The organism is Diaphorobacter ruginosibacter (assembly GCF_014395975.1).
Lineage (GTDB): Bacteria > Pseudomonadota > Gammaproteobacteria > Burkholderiales > Burkholderiaceae_C > Diaphorobacter_A > Diaphorobacter_A ruginosibacter.
The window spans coordinates 3,292,408-3,309,342 of record NZ_CP060714.1; the positions used below are offsets into that span (position 1 = coordinate 3,292,408).

The 16,935-nt window shown below is 64.2% G+C and carries 17 protein-coding genes; 1 reads left to right on the forward strand and 16 read right to left on the reverse strand.

Annotated features, from left to right (window positions below; translation table 11 throughout):
* Positions 1-102 precede the first annotated feature (102 nt).
* From H9K76_RS14985 to H9K76_RS15045, 13 genes are all read right to left on the reverse strand, one after another.
* Positions 103-1,287, reverse strand: coding sequence for a substrate-binding domain-containing protein (locus tag H9K76_RS14985; RefSeq protein ID WP_187596168.1), 1,185 nt, complete (start codon positions 1,285-1,287; stop codon positions 103-105).
* 197 nt (positions 1,288-1,484) lie between these two features.
* Positions 1,485-3,026 carry a sigma-54 interaction domain-containing protein gene (locus H9K76_RS14990; RefSeq protein ID WP_187596169.1) on the reverse strand — a complete coding sequence of 514 codons (1,542 nt, stop codon included), beginning with the start codon at positions 3,024-3,026 and terminating at the stop codon, positions 1,485-1,487.
* Complete coding sequence (locus H9K76_RS14995) at positions 3,002-4,120, reverse strand: YeeE/YedE family protein (RefSeq protein WP_187596170.1); 1,119 nt, start codon at positions 4,118-4,120, stop codon at positions 3,002-3,004. Before H9K76_RS14995 ends, H9K76_RS14990 begins: the two co-directional genes overlap by 25 nt.
* Positions 4,121-4,178: 58 nt before the next feature.
* Positions 4,179-5,906, reverse strand: a complete 1,728-nt coding sequence (soxB, locus tag H9K76_RS15000; RefSeq protein WP_187596171.1) for a thiosulfohydrolase SoxB — start codon at positions 5,904-5,906, stop codon at positions 4,179-4,181.
* 125 nt (positions 5,907-6,031) lie between these two features.
* The gene (soxX, locus tag H9K76_RS15005; RefSeq protein WP_187596172.1) at positions 6,032-6,694 is read right to left on the reverse strand and encodes a sulfur oxidation c-type cytochrome SoxX; all 663 of its coding nucleotides are present in this window, start codon (positions 6,692-6,694) and stop codon (positions 6,032-6,034) included.
* Between the two features lie 17 nt (positions 6,695-6,711).
* A complete protein-coding gene (gene soxA, locus H9K76_RS15010; RefSeq protein ID WP_425489707.1) occupies positions 6,712-7,485 on the reverse strand; it encodes a sulfur oxidation c-type cytochrome SoxA in 774 nt (257 codons plus the stop codon).
* Positions 7,486-7,667: 182 nt separating this feature from the next.
* On the reverse strand, positions 7,668-7,979 hold the full coding sequence (soxZ, locus tag H9K76_RS15015; protein ID WP_187596174.1) for a thiosulfate oxidation carrier complex protein SoxZ: 312 nt from the start codon (positions 7,977-7,979) through the stop codon (positions 7,668-7,670).
* Positions 7,980-8,031: 52 nt separating this feature from the next.
* Positions 8,032-8,487, reverse strand: a complete 456-nt coding sequence (gene soxY, locus H9K76_RS15020; protein WP_187596175.1) for a thiosulfate oxidation carrier protein SoxY — start codon at positions 8,485-8,487, stop codon at positions 8,032-8,034.
* 74 nt (positions 8,488-8,561) lie between these two features.
* Entirely contained in the window at positions 8,562-9,644 is a 1,083-nt protein-coding gene (locus H9K76_RS15025; RefSeq protein WP_187596176.1) for a c-type cytochrome, read from the reverse strand.
* Entirely contained in the window at positions 9,628-10,986 is a 1,359-nt protein-coding gene (gene soxC / locus H9K76_RS15030) for a sulfite dehydrogenase (RefSeq protein ID WP_187596177.1), read from the reverse strand. Before soxC ends, H9K76_RS15025 begins: the two co-directional genes overlap by 17 nt.
* 84 nt (positions 10,987-11,070) lie before the next feature.
* Positions 11,071-11,394 (reverse strand): c-type cytochrome, encoded by a 324-nt coding sequence (locus H9K76_RS15035; RefSeq protein WP_187596178.1) that lies wholly within the window; start codon positions 11,392-11,394, stop codon positions 11,071-11,073.
* A gap of 341 nt (positions 11,395-11,735) precedes the next feature.
* Positions 11,736-12,239, reverse strand: a complete 504-nt coding sequence (locus H9K76_RS15040; protein ID WP_187596179.1) for a thioredoxin domain-containing protein — start codon at positions 12,237-12,239, stop codon at positions 11,736-11,738.
* A complete protein-coding gene (locus tag H9K76_RS15045) occupies positions 12,236-13,276 on the reverse strand; it encodes an MBL fold metallo-hydrolase (RefSeq protein WP_425489597.1) in 1,041 nt (346 codons plus the stop codon). The genes H9K76_RS15040 and H9K76_RS15045 overlap by 4 nt, the downstream gene beginning before the upstream one ends.
* Positions 13,277-13,514: 238 nt before the next feature.
* On the opposite strand from H9K76_RS15045, the gene H9K76_RS15050 reads away from it, so the two are divergent.
* Positions 13,515-13,931, forward strand: a complete 417-nt coding sequence (locus tag H9K76_RS15050) for a DsrE family protein (protein WP_187596180.1) — start codon at positions 13,515-13,517, stop codon at positions 13,929-13,931.
* Positions 13,932-14,074: 143 nt separating this feature from the next.
* Here H9K76_RS15050 and H9K76_RS15055 read toward each other — a convergent pair whose 3' ends face one another.
* The 3 genes from H9K76_RS15055 to H9K76_RS15065 form a co-directional block, all read right to left on the reverse strand.
* Entirely contained in the window at positions 14,075-14,380 is a 306-nt protein-coding gene (locus H9K76_RS15055) for an ArsR/SmtB family transcription factor (protein ID WP_187596181.1), read from the reverse strand.
* Positions 14,381-14,740: 360 nt separating this feature from the next.
* The gene (locus H9K76_RS15060; protein WP_187596182.1) at positions 14,741-16,261 is read right to left on the reverse strand and encodes a tripartite tricarboxylate transporter permease; all 1,521 of its coding nucleotides are present in this window, start codon (positions 16,259-16,261) and stop codon (positions 14,741-14,743) included.
* The gene (locus H9K76_RS15065; protein ID WP_187596183.1) at positions 16,261-16,818 is read right to left on the reverse strand and encodes a tripartite tricarboxylate transporter TctB family protein; all 558 of its coding nucleotides are present in this window, start codon (positions 16,816-16,818) and stop codon (positions 16,261-16,263) included. The genes H9K76_RS15060 and H9K76_RS15065 overlap by 1 nt, the downstream gene beginning before the upstream one ends.
* Positions 16,819-16,935: the final 117 nt, after the last annotated feature.

The following is a 16,935-nucleotide window of genomic DNA, read 5'->3' on the forward strand; positions in this document are numbered from 1 at the left end:
TCGGCGGTCCGCATCGCGTGGATTCCGAGGCGAGGCGGGACGGGGCCCGGCCCCGGCGCTCCAGGCGCCATGGCCGACCCAGGCAACAGGCAAGGCAGAAGATCAGCGCTGATTCCGGACGGGAACCGACATCTCTTCCGGCTTGATCTCCCGAACCAACTCGGGCACGCCCCAGGTCACGGCCGGGTCGTTCTTCACCTTGAAGTGGTACATGCTCTGCATCGCCTGATGGTCTTCCTTGCGGAACGTCATCGTGCCCTTGGGCGTATCGAAGCTCATCCCCTCCATCGCCTTGATGAGCGTGTTGGCCTTGGTGTCGCCATTGGTCTTCTTCAGCGCGGTCACGATGGCCATCGCGGCGGAGAACCCGCCCGCGGTGAAGAAGTCCGGAGGAGCCTTGAACTGCTTGTAGTTCATCGACACCAGTGCCTCGTTCACGGGATTCTTGGGAATGCCGTAGTAGTAGTACGTCGCACCCTCCATGCCGGGCATGTTCTTGTAGGCGGCCATCGCGGGCAGGATGTTGCCGCCGGTGGCGATCTCGATGCCGTAGCGCTTCAGATCCATGTCGTTGATCTTGAAGGGGTTGCCTGCGCCCGCCCAGAGAATCCAGATGACTTTCCTGCCCGGCAGGTCCTTGAGCTTGTCGATCATGCGCTGCGCGCCGGCGGTGAAGTCGGTGGTCGCGGCAGGAAGGAATTCCTCGTGCACGAACTTGCCCTTCTTGATCGCGTCCTTGAAGGCCTTGGCGCCGTCGCGGCCGAAGGCGTTGTCCTGGGCCAGCACGGCGATCTGCACACCGGGCCTGTCGATCGCGATGGCGTTGCTGATGGCATCCTGGCTGGAGTTGCGGCCGGTGCGGAAGATGTACTTGTTCCACTTGTCGCCGGTGATCGAGTCGGCCACGGCGGGCTCGACCAGCAGGATCTTCTTGTATTCCTCGGCCACGGGCAGCATGGCCAGCGCCACGCCCGATGCCGTCGGGCCGATGGCGAGATCCGCCTTGTCGTCCGAGTAGGCCGTGGCGAGCAGGCTCTTGCCCATGTCGGGCTTGCCCTGGTCGTCCTTCTCGATGACCACGATCTTCTTGCCTGCCACGGTCATGCTGCCGCCGGTGGCATATTCGAAGCCCATCATCAGGCCGGCCTGGGTCTGCTTGCCATAGGATTCGAGCGCGCCCGTCTTGCTGTAGACGTGCGCGATGCGGACCTCCTGCGCCTGGCTCCAGGCCGGTGCGGTTGCAAGGGAAACAAGGGCCACGCTGGCCAGCAGACTGCGACGATGCATGATGGTTGACTCCGTTCTTATAGGCGTTGACAGGACCAAGGCAACGCACAAGCCATGCCAACATCGCGGAACGCAGGCCAGCCAACGGGTTGCGGCACATAGGCCGCCGCACCGCAGCGAAGGCGCTCCGGAATGAGCGTCAAAACGACTGAAAAACAGACAATTTCATGCCTGATTTTCAGCCAATTGCCTGAATTTCACACAGGGTTTACCAGACGTTCATAGAGCGTTGCACGCGAGATGCCGAGCTGTCGCGCCGTGGCCAGCTTGTTGCCCTTGTTGGCCTTCAGCGAGGCCGCAATCGCGCGCTGTTCGAGCTCCGCCACCTGCTCGGCCAGCGGTCGCAGCAACAGCTGGTCGTCGTCCTGCGCGCGGCCCGCATGCAGGCCCTGCGATGCGGTCGAGACCGGCGCGGAGGGCTCCACCCCCGCCTCCCGCAGGATGGCGCTGAGAAGCTGCGCATCCACGCTCAGGCCATCGCAGCGCATGCTGGCCTGTTCGATCACGTTGCGCAGTTCGCGGATGTTGCCGCGCCAGGTCTGGCCCGCCAGCAGGTCGAGCGCATCGGCCGTGAACTCCGGCACGCCGCCGGCCCCGCGCGCGGCGATCTCCTCGGCCAGCACGTCGACCAGCGCGGGAATGTCGCTGCGCCGCTCGCGCAGCGGCGGCACGCGGATGGGCAGCACATGCAGGCGGTAGAACAGGTCTTCGCGGAATGCGCCGCTGCGCACCATCGCATGCAGGTCGCGCGAAGTGGCCGCGACGATGCGCAGGTCCAGCGGTATGAGCTGGTTGGATCCCAGCGGCTCGATCTCGCCCTCCTGCAGCGCACGCAGCAGCTTGGCCTGCACCGTGGCGGGCATGTCGCCGATCTCGTCGAGGAACAGTGTGCCGCCATGCGCGAGGCGGAACTTTCCGTCGCGCCCGCGCTTGTCCGCGCCGGTGAACGCACCGGGCGCAACGCCGAAGAGCTCGGCCTCCAGGAGCGTGTCGGGGATGGCCGCGATGTTCACGCCGACGAACGGCCCGCCCGAGCGCTGCGAGGTCGCATGGATCGCGTGCGCCAGCAGTTCCTTACCCGTGCCGGTCTCGCCCAGCAGCAGCACGGTGCTGCCCGAATAGGCCGCACGCCGCGCCTGGCGCTTGACCTCGGTGGCCGCGGGGCTCGCCCCCACGTAACTCGCAAACGTGTACTTGGCACGCCGGCCGCCTTCCTGTACGCCCTCCAGGCTCGCAAGCCGGCGCACCGCCAGCTCGCGCCGCGCGTCGTCCAGCTCGCGCTGCAGCAGCGAGAACTTGCGGATCAGCGGCTGCAGCGTGGTCTCGGGCTGGTCCACCAGCACCATGCCGATGGCGCCGATGATCGCGCCATCGTCGTCGAGCAGCGGAATGCGGCTGACCACGAAATTGCCGGCCCGGTTGGCCAGCAGGTCGAGGAACACCGGCTTGCCGGTCTCCAGCACCTGGCGCATCTGCGTGTTGGGGATGACTTCCTCCACCATGTGGCCGACGAAGTCGTCCACCGAGGCCACGCCCAGGCGCGGCAGGAAGCTCTTGTAGCCCTCGTTCACCCAAACGATGCGCCCGGTCTTGTCCACGAGGAACATGCCCTGGCTCATCGAGGAGAACAGGCCGAACATCGAGCGCGCAGCCAGCTCGCGGATGCTCTGCCCGTCCTGCGGAAGCGAGGATGACGGAGGCAAGGTGGCCCGGCTCACGACTGGCGCTCCAGCCACCATTGCTGCGCGCGCAGCGCAATGACTGCACCGGCGATGATCGCTGCAATGGCGATGAAGCTCGCGATCTGCAGCGCCGAGACCGCGCTGATGCCCTGCCCCACCGTGCATCCCAGCGCCATCACGCCGCCGATCCCCATGAGCGTGGCGCCCACCAGGTGACGCGACAGATCGGCCGTGTCTGCAAATCCCTGCCAGCGGAACTCGCGCCGCACAAGCGCCTGCACGAAGGCTCCGAAGACCACACCGAACACGGCCACGGCGCCCCAGGTAAGCACCTTGCTCCTGTCGCTGAAGAACAGCAGCCAGTCGAGTACATGCGCCACGGGCGCGACGAAACTGAACGATTCGATGCGCCCGGTGTAGGTGGCCGCATACATATGCTCCAGCGTTTCGGGATGCTCCTGCACCTCGCCGAAATGGCCGCTGAGCGCCCAGGCCGCGGCGACGCAGGCCCCCACCAGCACGCCGCCCATCAGCACATGCCAGTCACGCCGCTGGCGCGGAGCCGAAAGGCCCAGCAGCACCAGCACCAGCCCGAGGCCACAGCCCAGCCACAGGCGAATGTCGGCCACCGCGCCCCAGCCCTTGCCTGCCAGCCATTCGGGCAGCAGCGCGGGCACGGAGAGCGTCACGTTCACGCTGTCGAACCAGCGTGCGCGCGGCACGGAGGTGATGCCCTTGAGCGTGGCGAACGCACTCACCGCCAGCACCACCAAGACGACCAGCGACTTGAGGCTGCCGCCGCCCAGCCGCGTGAGATTGCGCGCCCCGCAACCCGAGGCCAGCACCATGCCGAATCCGAACAGCAGCCCGCCGACCAGCGCGGACAGCCAGATCACCTGCGGCATGGCATAGACGATGTCGGCCGGATTCACCCAGCCCACATAGGCCAGCACGGAAAATCCGCACATCGCCACGCCGATGGCGAGCGCCCACTGGCGCATGCGCATCCAGTCGCCCACGTAGACGACATCGCTGACCGCACCCATGGTGCAGAAGCGGGTTTCGCGCATGACCGCCCCCAGAACAGCGGCCAGCAAAAAAACCGCCACCAGGATGGTGGCGAGCAAAGAATCGAACTCAGTAACACTCATGGCGCGTATTGGAGCGTTTCAACCCCATTCGCGCAATGGCATTAGCCATAATTCCCTACTAGGCTATGCCGTCATTTGGTTTGACATTGAGCAGCGCAGGCTCATTGAGCTTGCGTGGTGCCAGCACCTTTTGATCCTTCAACCAGGGTTCCACGACTTCCCAGATCTGCTTGTTGCCGGCCGATCGTGCCTCTTCCGCTACGGGTGCCCAGCCGGCCACCTTGTACTTCCGATCGGCATCGAGCAGCTCGCCCTTGAGGCGCATCTCCGTGATGCGGCTGCCGGCCTTGGCCGTCGGGTCGCAGCGGTACTGCAGGCCGCCCACGCGCACCATGTCGCCGCCCTGCTGGTAGTACGGATCAGGATTGAACAGGTTATCGCACACATCCTCGAGCACGGTCTTGATGGTCGCGCCGGTCATCTCGGTCACCGTGGCGTACGAATAGGTGGTGGCCGTCATGTCCATCAGCCATTCGCGCGTGATGTCCTGGCCGGGCAGCAGCGAGGTGCCCCAGCGGAAGCCCGGCGAGAACGCGATGGGGCAATCCTGCACGGCCATGAGCGCATCGAGCAGCAGCTGATCGCCCGTGCCGTTGAAGTTGCCGCGGCGATACAGCGTGCCGTCGGTGCGCGCCAGCACCTCGGCCAGCTTGGCCTCGTAGGGCGCGCGCACCTTCGTGATCAGCGCCTGCATGTCGGCATCCGCGGGCAGGATGTTCGCGAAGATCGGCAGCAGGCGGTACTTGAAGTCGACGACCTTGCCGTCCTTCACATCGAAGTCCAGCACGCCCAGGAACTTGCCGTTCGATCCCGCGTTGGTCACGATGGTCTTGCCACCCGCGTTCTCGACGATGGTCGGCACGGGCATGCCGTCATGCGTGTGGCCGCCCAGGATCGCGTCGATGCCGCGCACGCGCGAGGCCATCTTCAGGTCCACGTCCATGCCGTTGTGCGACAGCACCACCACCACCTTCGCGCCCTTGCCACGCGCTTCGTCCACCATGGCCTGCAGGTTCTCGTCCTGGATGCCGAAGCTCCAGTCGGCCACCATGTAGCGGGGGTTTGCAATCGGCGTGTAAGGGAAGGCCTGGCCGATGATGGCGCACTGCACGCCGTTCATCTCGCGGATCACATAGGGCTTGAAAACCGGGTCGCCGAAGTCGGTGGTCTTGACGTTCTGCGCGACGAAGTCGACCTTGCCGTCAAAGTCCTTCTTGATGATTTCCTGCACGCGTTCCATGCCGTAGGTGAATTCCCAGTGGCCGGTCATCACGTCCACGCCGAGCAGCTTGCAGGCATCGACCATGTCCTGGGCATTGGTCCACAGCGACGTGGCCGAGCCCTGCCAGGTGTCGCCGCCATCCAGCAGCAGCGAGCCGGGGCGCGAGGCCTTCAGGCGCTTGACCAGCGTGGCGAGGTGCGCGAAGCCGCCCACCTTGCCATACCGCTTGGCGGCGCTTTCGAAATCGAGATAGCTGAACGCATGCGCCGACGCCGTGCCGGGGCGGATGCCCGCCGACTTCAGCAGGTGTTCGCCCACCAGATGGGGACGCTGGTTCTTCATCGCGCCAATGCCGAGGTTCACATTGGGTTCGCGGAAATAGATGGGATTGAGCTGCGCATGGCAGTCGGTCATGTGCAGGAAGCTGACGTTGCCGTATCGCGGCACGTCGTACATCGCGCCATCCGCGGTCTTGCCGTCGGCGTGCGCATAGCGCTGCAGGCCCATGCCCGCCACTCCAGCGGCGGCCAGCACTTGCATGAATTCACGTTTGGAGAGGCTCATGGGGTGTTGTCGGTTCGAATCGTTGTTGTGAGATGGGGCGGAGGCGGATCGGCCAGGCTTGCACGGACAAGGGCCGATGCCTCTCGCCCCGGCCCTCTCCCGGTAGGGACGAGGGCGTGGGCAGCTTACTTGTTGACCGGGGACTGCGGATCCACCAGCAGCGCCACCAGGTCGCGGACCTGGCCTTCGGTCAGGATGCCGTTGTGGCCGAAGCGCGGCATGCCGGAGCATGCGTTGTAGGCCTTGGCGTTCCAGATCTTGCCCCAGGTGTACTCGACGATGGCCTTGGCTTCGGCGCTGTTCGGATCCGTGATGCCGCGGATCTTGCCGTAGTTGTAGAGGCTCGGGCCCAGCGTGCCGAAGGAGATCTCCTGCTTGCTGATCTGGTGGCAGTTGTAGCAGTTGCCGCCGTTGGTCGCGCCCGGCTTGTCGTTCCAAGTCATGCCGCGGCCATCCTGGGCGATCTTCTCGCCCACCTTCCAGTCACCCACGAACTTGCCGTCCGAGGGCCACTTCACGGCCTTGAGTGCATCGGCCTCCAGCTTCGCGGACACCTTGGCATCGAGCGGCTTGCCGCTGGCATCGGCCGCGCTGCAGGCGGCATTGTTCTCATCCTGCTTCAGGCGGTCGACCTTGGCGATGCCCTGGTCACGGAACGAGGCCTGCACCATCTGCTGCGTGAGCTTGTCCGCGTCGGCCGAACTGTCCACCGACGCGCAGCCGAGAACGACGAGCGCGGAGGCCAGGCCCGCCACGGGCAGCCAGAAATTGTGTTGCTGTGCTTGCATGTCTGTCGCCTCCCGATTCAACGCTTGATGGCCGGAGCCGTTGCTTCCCCGCCCTGCCCGTTCACGCCCATGAAGACGCCGAGGGCGATGGTCACGTCGCTTGCGTAACCCGGATAGGGGAACCGCTGCTGGCGGAAGCAGTCATTGAGGCGCCGCTGCATGCTCCAGAGCTCGCCCGAGGACACGCGGTAGGCGGGCCAGGCACCGAAGCCCGCGGACGCGCCCGGGTTCTTCGTGAGATTGGGCAGGTCCTGCAGCCGGATGCGCTTGTCATCCGCGCCATGGCAGCTCGCGCAGGCGAAGTCATGCGGGCCGCCGCGCATGTAGAACATGCGCTTGCCCGCTTCATACATCTGCTTTTCCTGCGCATGGTTCTGCGGCAGGTTGAACTTCATGCCCTTGGATTCCGCGGAGATCCAGGCCACCAGGCCTTCGATGTTCTTCTGTTCGTCCTTGCCGAAGGGCGTGGCCGCGATCTTCTTCGCATCCAGACCCTGCAGCGTCTCCATGCAGGTCAGCAGGCGCGACTCGAGATCCTGCACCCGGTTCGTGTCGGCAAAGTAGCGCGGCAGCTCGACGAACGCACCCTTGACCACGCCCGGGCCCTTGCCCAGGTCGCAGCGTTCGAGTGATGCATTCTTCGATCCGCGCTTTTGCTTCCACAGTTCCTCGCCCTTCATCTCGAAGAGTTCGGCGGGGTTTCCGTCCTGCAGCATCTCGCGGTACTCCGCAATGCCGTCGGCTGTGCTTTTCTGCGCCATGGCCGGCTGGATCGCACATGCCAGCGACATGGCGACGGCAACCAGCGACAAGGCGCCTGTTGTGTTTTGTCTCATGGGATCTCCTCTGTTGTTGTCGGAAAACGCGGTTGCAGCACGGCTCGAAAAGCGCACTGCGGCAAAAGCAGGAAAGCCTGTTCGCGGCGGGGGCGCGTCAACAGGCTCTCGTGGATTGCAGCGAATCGGCAGATCGATCAGCTGACCGTGGCTTCATCCGTGCGGGTCTCGCCGCGGTTGTCCTTCCAGGTCACGGACAGCTTGTCGCCCGCCTTGGCACCCTTCACGTTGAATTGCAGGAACGGGTTCTTCGAGACCGCAGGGCCCCACTCCGCGTGGAAGACCTGCTTGCCGTTCAGCGACGCGGTCACGTCCTGGATGAACCAGGCCGGGATCACCTGGCCGTTGGCGTCCTTGCGCTGGCCGGTTTCCATTTCGTGGGACATCAGGACGCGGACGGTGGCTTTGTCGCCAGAGGCTTGAGCGCGAATGCGCATCGGATCAGGCATGTTCTTCTCCTTGACTATTCAGATAAATCGCGTGTTCGTGTCGTGCGAACGATCAGCCGCCGCAGCCACCCAGGGTGACCTTGACTTCCTTCTTGGCGTACAGCGCCTTGCCATCGGCCGTGATGGCCACCGCATAGACGTCCGACGTCTGGCCCAGCTTGGCGCGGGTCAGGAAGTTCGGCTCCACGGCATCGCTCACCTCGAACGAGGCCACCATCGTGTTAGGGTTCTTCTCCACCAGGATCAGCATGTGCTTCACGTTGGCGAGGGAGGTGGCGGCACCCAGAGGCACCACGGCACCGTTCTCGGCGATGTCGGGAGCGGTAAGCGTCACGTCCTTGCTTTCGGTGGGTGCGCCTGCGCCCATCGCCTTCATCACGTCGGCCACGGTCTTGGCATCGAACCCTGCCTTGTTGTAGGCAAAGACCGTCTGCGGCAACAGGCCCGCTGCGAGCAGCATGCCGGTAACCGCTGCAGAGTTCTTCACCGCTTGTCTACGTGAAATCATTTTTCTCTCCTTGCAATTCGTTTAAAGAGTCGTCCAATCATCAGATGGCCCGATCGCTCAGGCCATCGCATCGCTCATTTTCCGCCAGCACCGGCCAACCAGTTCGCGATGGCCTTCGCATCATCATCACTCAAGGAAGGCTGAGGGGGCATCGGGATATTGCCCCATACACCGGAACCGCCGTTCTTGATCTTGCCGACCAGATAGTCCGTCTGTCCCGCATGCTTCTTCGCGATCTCGCTGAAGCCCGGGCCGACGATCTTCTGCTCCATGCCGTGGCAGGCCACGCAGCCGTTCTTCTCGAGAATGGCAGTGGGCGCCGCGGCGGCATTCGACTTGCCTGCCGGTGCGGCAGCGGGAGCAGCCGCCGGCTTGCTCTCGGTCTGCATGCCGTGTTGCGCGCCCACCGTACGGTTCTGGTCCGCCAGGTTGCCGTGGTTGTTGCTTGCATGGTCCGGCAGCTTGGAGCGCACCTGCGGCTCGGGCGCGCAGTCCTTCATGCAGGCCACGGCCTTGGTGTCTGGCTTGGCGGGCTTGCCTGTCTTGCCGAACTCGGTTCCGGGCCACATCGCATGGTCGAACGTCATGCCGTTGCGGTTCGGCATCTTCGCCTGCACTTCGGCCATGTTCGCATCGCTGAGCGTGAAGTCCTGCGGCACGATGTCCGCCAGGTTCAACAGGTAGGCGGTGACCGCATACACCTCGTCATGCGACAGCGACTTGGGCGCATTCCACGGCATGGCACGGTTGATGTAGTCCCACACGGTGGACACGGTGGCCACCTTCATGAAGGTGGTGCGGCCGGGGAAGGCCGCGTCCTTCAGGCGTGCAACGTGGCCGGTCTTGATGTCGTCCTTGGTGGTGCCACCGATGAGCGGCGAGAACACCTCGTTGGACTCGCCGAACACGCCGTGGCACGAGGCGCACTTGGCCTCCCACACGTCCTGGCCCTTCTCGACCGAGCCCGATCCCTTGGGCAGGCCCTTGAAATCGGGACGCACGTCGATGTCCCACGCCTGCACTTCCTTGGGCGTGGCATTGCGGCCGATGCCGGTGAACTTGCCGTCGGAGGAGCCCTGCGCGAATGCGCCCGAGACGCACAGCCCCGAGAGCAGCAGCGCAACCGTCTTCATCATGGCTTTACGCGAGCTGGACATTGACCACCTCCCCGTCCTCACGCAGCGCCCAGGACTGGATCGAATTGTTGTGATAGATCGAACGCGTGCCACGCACGGCGCGGTTCTGCTGGTAGGTGGGTTGCACGTAGCCGGTCTCGTCCATCGCACGGCTCTGGATGATGGCGGGCTTGCCGTCCCATACCCAGTCGATGTTGAAGCGCGTGAGGCACTTGCTCATCACCGGTCCTTCGAGGCGCGCGGTGCGCCAGTTGCGGCCGCCATCCACGCTGACGTCCACGCGCTTGACCTTGCCGCGGCCCGACCATGCGAGGCCCGTGATGTTGTAGAACCCCTTGTCGAGCAGCATCTGGCCGCCCGAGGGCGTGGTCACCACGCTCTTGCATTCCTGGATGCTGGTGTACTGGCGATGCTGGCCGTCGGGCATGAGGTCGATGTAGTGCACCGCCTCGTCCTTCGCCGCGTAGGGCATGTCGCCCACCTCGATGCGGCGCAGGTACTTCACCCAGCTCACACCCTGCACGCCCGGCACCACGAGGCGCAGCGGATACCCTTGCTCGGGCCGTAGCATCTCGCCGTTCTGGCCGTAGGCCACGATCACCTCGCCGGAGGTGATCAGCTCGATGGGGATCGTCCGCGTCATCGACGAGCCATCCGCGCCCTCGGCCAGGATGAACTTGCCCTTCTTCAGGTCGGCACCCGCCATCTCGAGCAGCGTGATCAGCGGCACGCCCGTGAACTCGCTGCAGGAAATCATGCCGTGCGTGTACTGCACGGTCGGCACGGCCACGTTGCCCCACTCCATGCCGGTGTTCGCGCCGCATTCGATAAAGTGAAAACGCGAGACCGCCGGCAGCCGCATGATCTCGTCCATGGTGAACACCTTGGGGTTCTTCACCATGCCGTTGATCATCAGGCGGTGCTTGGAAGGATCGATGTCCCACCAGCCCTGGTGATGGCGCTCGAAGTGCAGCCCGCTCGGCGTGACAATGCCGAACAGCGACTGCAGCGGCGCGAACGACACCGACGCCTGGCGCGTCTGCGTGAGGCCCGGGCTCTGGCGACGCTGCACATTGGCCTCGTACTTGGAGGGCTTGCCGTAGCCTTCGGCCGCGACCGGCTGGCCCAGGCCCTTGGAGTGCGCGGGCAACTCCAGGATATTGGGGTCGCCCTCGCCCACGTTCTGGCCGTTCTGCGCACGCGCTGCCGTGGCGGTCACGCCTGCGGCAGCCGCCGCGAAGGCGCTGCGAATGAAGGTGCGGCGGCCGGCCTTGGCCTCGGCAAACACCTTGCCGACATCGCCACCCTGGACGAAGTTTTCCGGCGCCTTTCGCACCCGACCTGTCATCTGATTGTTGTGCATTGAGTTGTCCTCAGGTCTTCACAAGCCCATCGCGAAGGGAGCGCGCGGTCAACCCGCGCGTGGCTCCTCTAGAGGTTCCCTAGATTACTTGGCGCCGCCCAGAATCCACGCAGCCAGCGTGTTGGCATCGGCGTCGCTGAGCGCTGCCTGGGGCGGCATGGGCACCGGGCCCCACTTGCCGGAACCGCCGGCCTTGATGCTCTTGGCCAGATTCGCCTGTGCATCGGCCTGGCCGGCGTACTTCTTGGCCACTTCCAGATACGCGGGGCCCACCAGCTTCTTGTCGACCGAGTGGCAGGCCATGCAGGCATTCTTCTGGGCCAGAGCCAGGTTGGCGAATGCAGGCGCCGAAGCCAGGCCACCCGCTGCGCACAGGGCCGCCATCACGTAAACACGAATCCGCTTCATCGTCTTGTCCTTTATCTATATATAAGCATATCTTTATGTAAAGAATTATCTATTTCTGATCTGCCTCATAACTTCAGGGAAATCCCTCGTTATCCCCAAATAGAATAGCGATTGGCAAAGCAGAGAAGAGCCTGAGGATCCATGAACCGGCTCGTGCGTGACAAAAAACGCCCCCGCCGAAAGACCGGGAAGGACTTTCGACGAGGGCGGTTGTTCGTGAGCAATGCGCCGATGAGATCAGTGCAACCGGCGGCGCACCATGGGTGGGTGCTGGCCCGTGAAGTGCGGGCAGCGCCCTCCTCCCCGGCGCATGGGAAGCGGGTTCGGTTCCGCTCCGTCAGTCAGGGGCTCGAGGAGCGCACGCTGCTGCGTGCCTGCGCGACGCGCTCATCCAGATAGGCCGCATAGAAATCCGAGGTGGATCCGCCCACAAGGCGCGGGGCTACCTCACGCCCTCCGCTGCCGAGAAACAGGAGCGTGGGTGCCGCCTCGATGCCGAGCTGCTTGACGAGCGCGCCATGCGTCGTCGCCTGGCCCCGCAGATCCACGACCGGATCGCGCGAGAGAAAATGGATCTGCGTGACCGCTCTGCCGTTGCGCAGCTCGGACACCAGATAGTTCTCGCGCGCCACCTTGCAGAACGGACAGCCATGCAGCGTGGCCAGCACGATCAGCGGCTCGCCGCGCGCCAGCGCCTCATCCAGGCTGGCCTTGAGGTTGCCCGTGGTCGGAAGCAGCCTCTCCGAGGCGTCCGGCGCAGCCAGGGCTACGGGCGCCGCCAGCAGCGCCACGGAACCCAACACCATCGCGGACAGCGCCTCGCGCCGGTTCGCAGTGCCCATCATTTTTTCTCCTGCTCCATCAGCAGGTAGGTGTTGTAGGCGTTCATGCGGTTGGCCTCCTTGAACAGCGGATATTTCTCGAAGCGCGACCAGTCCGTTGCCTTGTAGGCGTCATCGAACGGATCGAGGTTCTCAGCCGCCTTGGCCATCGACTCGCGCAGGTAGCCCAGGTAGTCGCGCGTGAGCTGCATGTCGGCACGCGGGTCCTCCGACGCAGGGCCATGCCCGGGCACCATCACCTTCACCGGCAGCTTGAGCAGCGAATCCAGGGCCGCTATCCAGTGCCGGCTGTCGGCCTGGCCCACGTAGGGAATGCGATTGCGGAACACCACGTCGCCGATGAACAGCACGCCCGTACCGGGCAGGAAGATGGCGGTGTCCTCGGGCGTATGCGCCGGGCCCATATGCTGCAGCACGAACTCGGTGCCGCCGATGGTGAGCTTGCTCGAATCGCCCGCCATCCACTCGTCCGCATTCACCATGCGGGTCTGCGCGTCGATCCATGGAGCCAGTTCGGTGCGCGACGCCTCCAGGCGCAGCCGGGCGGTATCCGAGTTGATGTACTCCTTGGCCAGCCCGTTGGCGATGATCTTCGCGCCCAGCGCCTTGAACACCTGCAGTCCATAGATGTGGTCGGCATGGTAGTGGGTCAGGATGACCGTGCTGATCGGCTTGGGCGTGATGGTCCTGATCCGCTCGACCAGCTCCTGCGCCAGAGCGGGCGAGCCCAGCGCGTCGATCACCACCACGCTGTCGTCCGTCACCACGAAGCCCGCATTGGAGATGAAGTTCTGGTTGGCGGGCGACCCCAGCGCCGACAGCCCCTGGACGTAATAGGCATGGGGGGCGACCTTCTTCACCTCCATCTTCACCGTCGCGGCGGATGCGGCGCCGTTGGCCGTGGCAGCAGCAGCGCCCGCTTGCGCGACCTGCGCGCCAGGAACTTCGCTTCCGTGGGCCCCATGCGCGAATGACGGCATCTGCAGTCCCATCAGCACAGCGGCTGCAATCCAACGCAACGAATGGCCGGGCTTCGACATGACAATTGACTCCTGTTGAGGGTCCTGCCTGCATGCGCAGGGCCCATTGCTCTGATATTCTGATGTTCGCCCCATTCCTCAAGGGAGTCTCTGCATCCGTGGAATCGACCGCTGGCTTGCCGGCCATTTCCGCAAAGGCCCCTTCGAGAGGGAAAAAGCAGGTGCTAATATAAGTTACCAGCGATATTTTGGGGCTGGAAAAACACCATAGCAATACACAGTCATTTAGGAGCTCCCCATGTTCAAGCGCGTATTTCTCGCCTTTCTCTTTTCATTGGTCGCGAGCGTTTCGCTTGCACAGGATGTGAAGGTGGTCTACCACGTGAACACCGGTGTCGAGACAGCCGCTGCCATCCTCAACAACCTGAACAATCACCTGAACGCGTCACCCAAGGACAAGATCGTGGTGGTCACGCACGGCCCCGGCATCGATTTCCTGCTGAATGACGCCAAGGACAGCAAGGGCCGCGAATTCAGCGGCCAGGTGAGCGCGCTGGCATCGCGTGGCGTGGCCTTCGAGGTATGCAACAACACCCTGCAGACACGCAAGATCGACCCGTCCAACCTGCTGATGGAAACGAAGATCGTTCCCTCGGGCGTGGCGGAAGTTGCACGCCTGCAGGCCAAGGAAGGCTACGTGTACCTGAAACCCTGAGGGGCCATATCAGCATTGGGGTGGCCGGTTCAAAGCGGGCACGCGCTGCACAGGCCACCTTATTGCAATCCCCGGCAATTCATGAACCGAAAAAAAGGCAACCCGCGGGTTGCCTTGCTTTTGGGGGAGCCGAACCGTCAGGTTCAGTCCTCGATGGCCATTTGCAGGCACACGCTGCGGCACATCTGCACGACCTTCTCGTTGGTGATGTAGTAGTAGATGCTCACGCCTTCACGGCGGCGGCCGAGGATGCCCGCCTGGTAGAGCGTGTTCAGGTGCTGCGACATGTTGGGCTGCGTGGTTTCGATGGAAGACAGCAGCTCCGACACATTCTTCTCGCCATTGCACAGCGCGCTGATGATGCGCAGCCGCATGGGTGCCGCCATGGCCTTGAACAGCTCGGCAGCGTTTTCGTAAACACGGTCATCATCAATCACTTCTGCGTTCATGCTGAACTCCTGCAATCGGTTTGGCAATGACTGGCGGCCAGCAGAAAAATCGCCAAATTCCGCGACGGTCCGATAACGACGAGATGAAGGCCAGATCTTGCGTGTGGGCATGCCGCGAAGTCTAGGCTCACTCATCCCGGACGCCCCGCATCGACTTCGGCGATTTCTGTCGTATATCAATTGTCGCTGATTAAAGCGCAACCGCATGTTTGTGAGCAACAACATCCTGGTCGCCAAACGTATCTCGGCGCTCTCCGCCCGCTGCCCCCCGAGCGGCCGCTTTTCATATTGTGGCTGCCCGGCGATGAAAAAGAGCCGCCATCTCCAGGAAATGGCGGCTCGATGAAGCGCGGTGAAAGTTCAGTTCGCCGGCGCTTCGATCATCTCGATCTTGCGGCTTGCCCGGTAGCGCATGACGCGCGGCACGATGAGCACCAGCAGCACGATCACCAGCAGCGTGACGGACATCGGGCGCTGCAGGAAGATCATCCAGCTGCCCTCGCCGATCGACACCGCGTTGCGCATCTGCGCCTCGGCGAGCGGGCCCAGGATCATGCCGACAACCACCGGAGCCGTCGGGAAGTCATAGCGGCGCATCAGCACACCCAGGAGGCCGATGAAGTACAGCAGGAACAGGTCGAACGTGCTCTGGCGCATGCCGTAGGCACCCACGGTTGCGAAGATCAGGATGCCCGCATAGAGCTGTGGACGAGGGATCTTCAGCAGCTTCACCCACATGCCCACCATCGGCAGGTTCAGCACCAGCAGCATGACGTTGCCGATGTAGAGCGAGGCGATCAGTGCCCAGACCAGCGCGGCGGAACTCGTGAACAGCTGGGGACCGGGGTTGATGCCGTAGTTCTGGAAGGCACCCAGCAGAACGGCCGTGGTATTGCTGGTGGGAATACCCAGCGTGAGCAGCGGAATCAGCGCCGCCGTCACCGTGGCGTTGTTGGCGGCCTCGGGGCCGGCCACGCCTTCGATGGCGCCGGTCGTACCGAACTCGGCCTTGTCCTCATCCTTGGCGAGTTTCTTCTCGGTGGCGTACGAAAGAAAGGTAGGGATTTCGGTGCCGCCTGCGGGAATGCAGCCGAACGGCGTGCCGATGACCGTACCGCGAATCCATGCGGGGATCGAGCGCTTCCACTCGCGCTTGGTCATGTAGACCTTGCTGAGCTTGTTCTGCGATTCATCCACGCGGCCTTCGTAGAGTGCGTTGTAGAGCACCTCTGCCACGGCGAACAGGCCGACGGCGACCAGCACGATGTCGATGCCGTCCAGCAGTTCCATCTGGCCCGCGGTGTAGCGTGCCGCACCGGAGATCTGGTCCATGCCGATGCAGCCCAGCGCCAGCCCGAGGAACAGTGCCGTCATGCCGCGCAGGCTGCTCTGGCCGAGCACGGCACTCACCGTGGTGAACGCCAGCACCATCAGCATGAAGTACTCCGGCGGGCCGAGCTTGACCGCGAAGTCCGCCACCGAGGGGGCGAACAGCGTGACCACCACGGTCGCGATGGTGCCGGCAACGAACGAGCCGATGGCCGAGGTGGCCAGCGCCGCGCCTGCGCGCCCGCTCTTGGCCATCTTGTTGCCCTCCATCGCCGTCACCATGCTGGCGGTCTCGCCCGGGGTGTTCAGCAGGATCGACGTGGTCGAGCCGCCGTACATCGCGCCGTAGTAGATGCCGGCGAAGAAGATCATCGAGGCCGTGACGTCGACCTTGGCGGTGATCGGCAGCAGCATCGCCACCGCCACAGCAGGGCCGATGCCCGGCAGCACGCCGACGGCGGTACCCAGGGCGCAACCCACCAGCGCCCACAGAAGATTGGCGGGCGTGATCGCGGTGGCGAAGCCCTGCATCAATGCGTTGAAGATATCCATCACAGCCACCCTGTTTCAGTCAGGCCCGGCAGGTTGATCGCCAGGAATTGCGTGAACACCCAGAACACCGGTGCGGAGATGATGAGCCCAGTGAGCACATCGATGAACAGGCGGCGCGGCGCGAGCAGCCCCGTCTGGCCGTCGGCGCGGCGCAGGCCCTGCACGGCGAGCGCGTAGCACAGCGTGCAGCCGATGATGAATCCCAGGTGGGTGATCAGTGCCGCATTCAGCAGCAGCCCCGCCGTCACCCACGCGAACGGAATGAGCTGCGCACGCTTTGCGCCGCCCGGATCGGCCATGTGCCGGTATCCACCCGACAGGGCTTCCCAGACCAGCAGCACGCCACAGACACCAAGCACGGCCGCGCAGGCCCACGGCAGGAAGTTGGGGCCGACGCCGCCGTACCCGGAATCACCCGGAATCTGCAGCGCACCGGCCGCCATCACGGCGGCCACGGCGAGCACCCCCAGGCCGACCGCGGCCTGCCATTTGGGGGAAGGAATGGATGATTCCACTGCGGGCGGCGCCGCAGCGGCATTGGATAAGGCTTCTGACATGATCCGCACCTGCCTGCTTGTCGATGATTGAATGAATGAAAGGGAGAGACAACAGCCACCCGACACCCCTTGCAAACAGGGGGCGCTCCTCGGCGTTTTCGGGTTCTGTGGCACGGG

Excerpts from the sequence above, each read along its gene's own strand:
- H9K76_RS14985 (WP_187596168.1), bottom strand. The coding sequence starts at position 1,287 with ATGCATCGTCGCAGTCTGCTGGCCAGCGTGGCCCTTGTTTCCCTTGCA.
- H9K76_RS14990 (WP_187596169.1), bottom strand. The coding sequence starts at position 3,026 with ATGGTGGCTGGAGCGCCAGTCGTGAGCCGGGCCACCTTGCCTCCGTCA.
- H9K76_RS14995 (WP_187596170.1), bottom strand. The coding sequence starts at position 4,120 with ATGAGTGTTACTGAGTTCGATTCTTTGCTCGCCACCATCCTGGTGGCG.
- soxB (WP_187596171.1), bottom strand. The coding sequence starts at position 5,906 with ATGAGCCTCTCCAAACGTGAATTCATGCAAGTGCTGGCCGCCGCTGGA.
- soxX (WP_187596172.1), bottom strand. The coding sequence starts at position 6,694 with ATGCAAGCACAGCAACACAATTTCTGGCTGCCCGTGGCGGGCCTGGCC.
- soxA (WP_425489707.1), bottom strand. The coding sequence starts at position 7,485 with ATGTCGCTGGCATGTGCGATCCAGCCGGCCATGGCGCAGAAAAGCACA.
- soxZ (WP_187596174.1), bottom strand. The coding sequence starts at position 7,979 with ATGCCTGATCCGATGCGCATTCGCGCTCAAGCCTCTGGCGACAAAGCC.
- soxY (WP_187596175.1), bottom strand. The coding sequence starts at position 8,487 with ATGATTTCACGTAGACAAGCGGTGAAGAACTCTGCAGCGGTTACCGGC.
- H9K76_RS15025 (WP_187596176.1), bottom strand. The coding sequence starts at position 9,644 with ATGTCCAGCTCGCGTAAAGCCATGATGAAGACGGTTGCGCTGCTGCTC.
- soxC (WP_187596177.1), bottom strand. The coding sequence starts at position 10,986 with ATGCACAACAATCAGATGACAGGTCGGGTGCGAAAGGCGCCGGAAAAC.
- H9K76_RS15035 (WP_187596178.1), bottom strand. The coding sequence starts at position 11,394 with ATGAAGCGGATTCGTGTTTACGTGATGGCGGCCCTGTGCGCAGCGGGT.
- H9K76_RS15040 (WP_187596179.1), bottom strand. The coding sequence starts at position 12,239 with ATGATGGGCACTGCGAACCGGCGCGAGGCGCTGTCCGCGATGGTGTTG.
- H9K76_RS15045 (WP_425489597.1), bottom strand. The coding sequence starts at position 13,276 with ATGTCGAAGCCCGGCCATTCGTTGCGTTGGATTGCAGCCGCTGTGCTG.
- H9K76_RS15050 (WP_187596180.1), top strand. The coding sequence starts at position 13,515 with ATGTTCAAGCGCGTATTTCTCGCCTTTCTCTTTTCATTGGTCGCGAGC.
- H9K76_RS15055 (WP_187596181.1), bottom strand. The coding sequence starts at position 14,380 with ATGAACGCAGAAGTGATTGATGATGACCGTGTTTACGAAAACGCTGCC.
- H9K76_RS15060 (WP_187596182.1), bottom strand. The coding sequence starts at position 16,261 with ATGGATATCTTCAACGCATTGATGCAGGGCTTCGCCACCGCGATCACG.
- H9K76_RS15065 (WP_187596183.1), bottom strand. The coding sequence starts at position 16,818 with ATGTCAGAAGCCTTATCCAATGCCGCTGCGGCGCCGCCCGCAGTGGAA.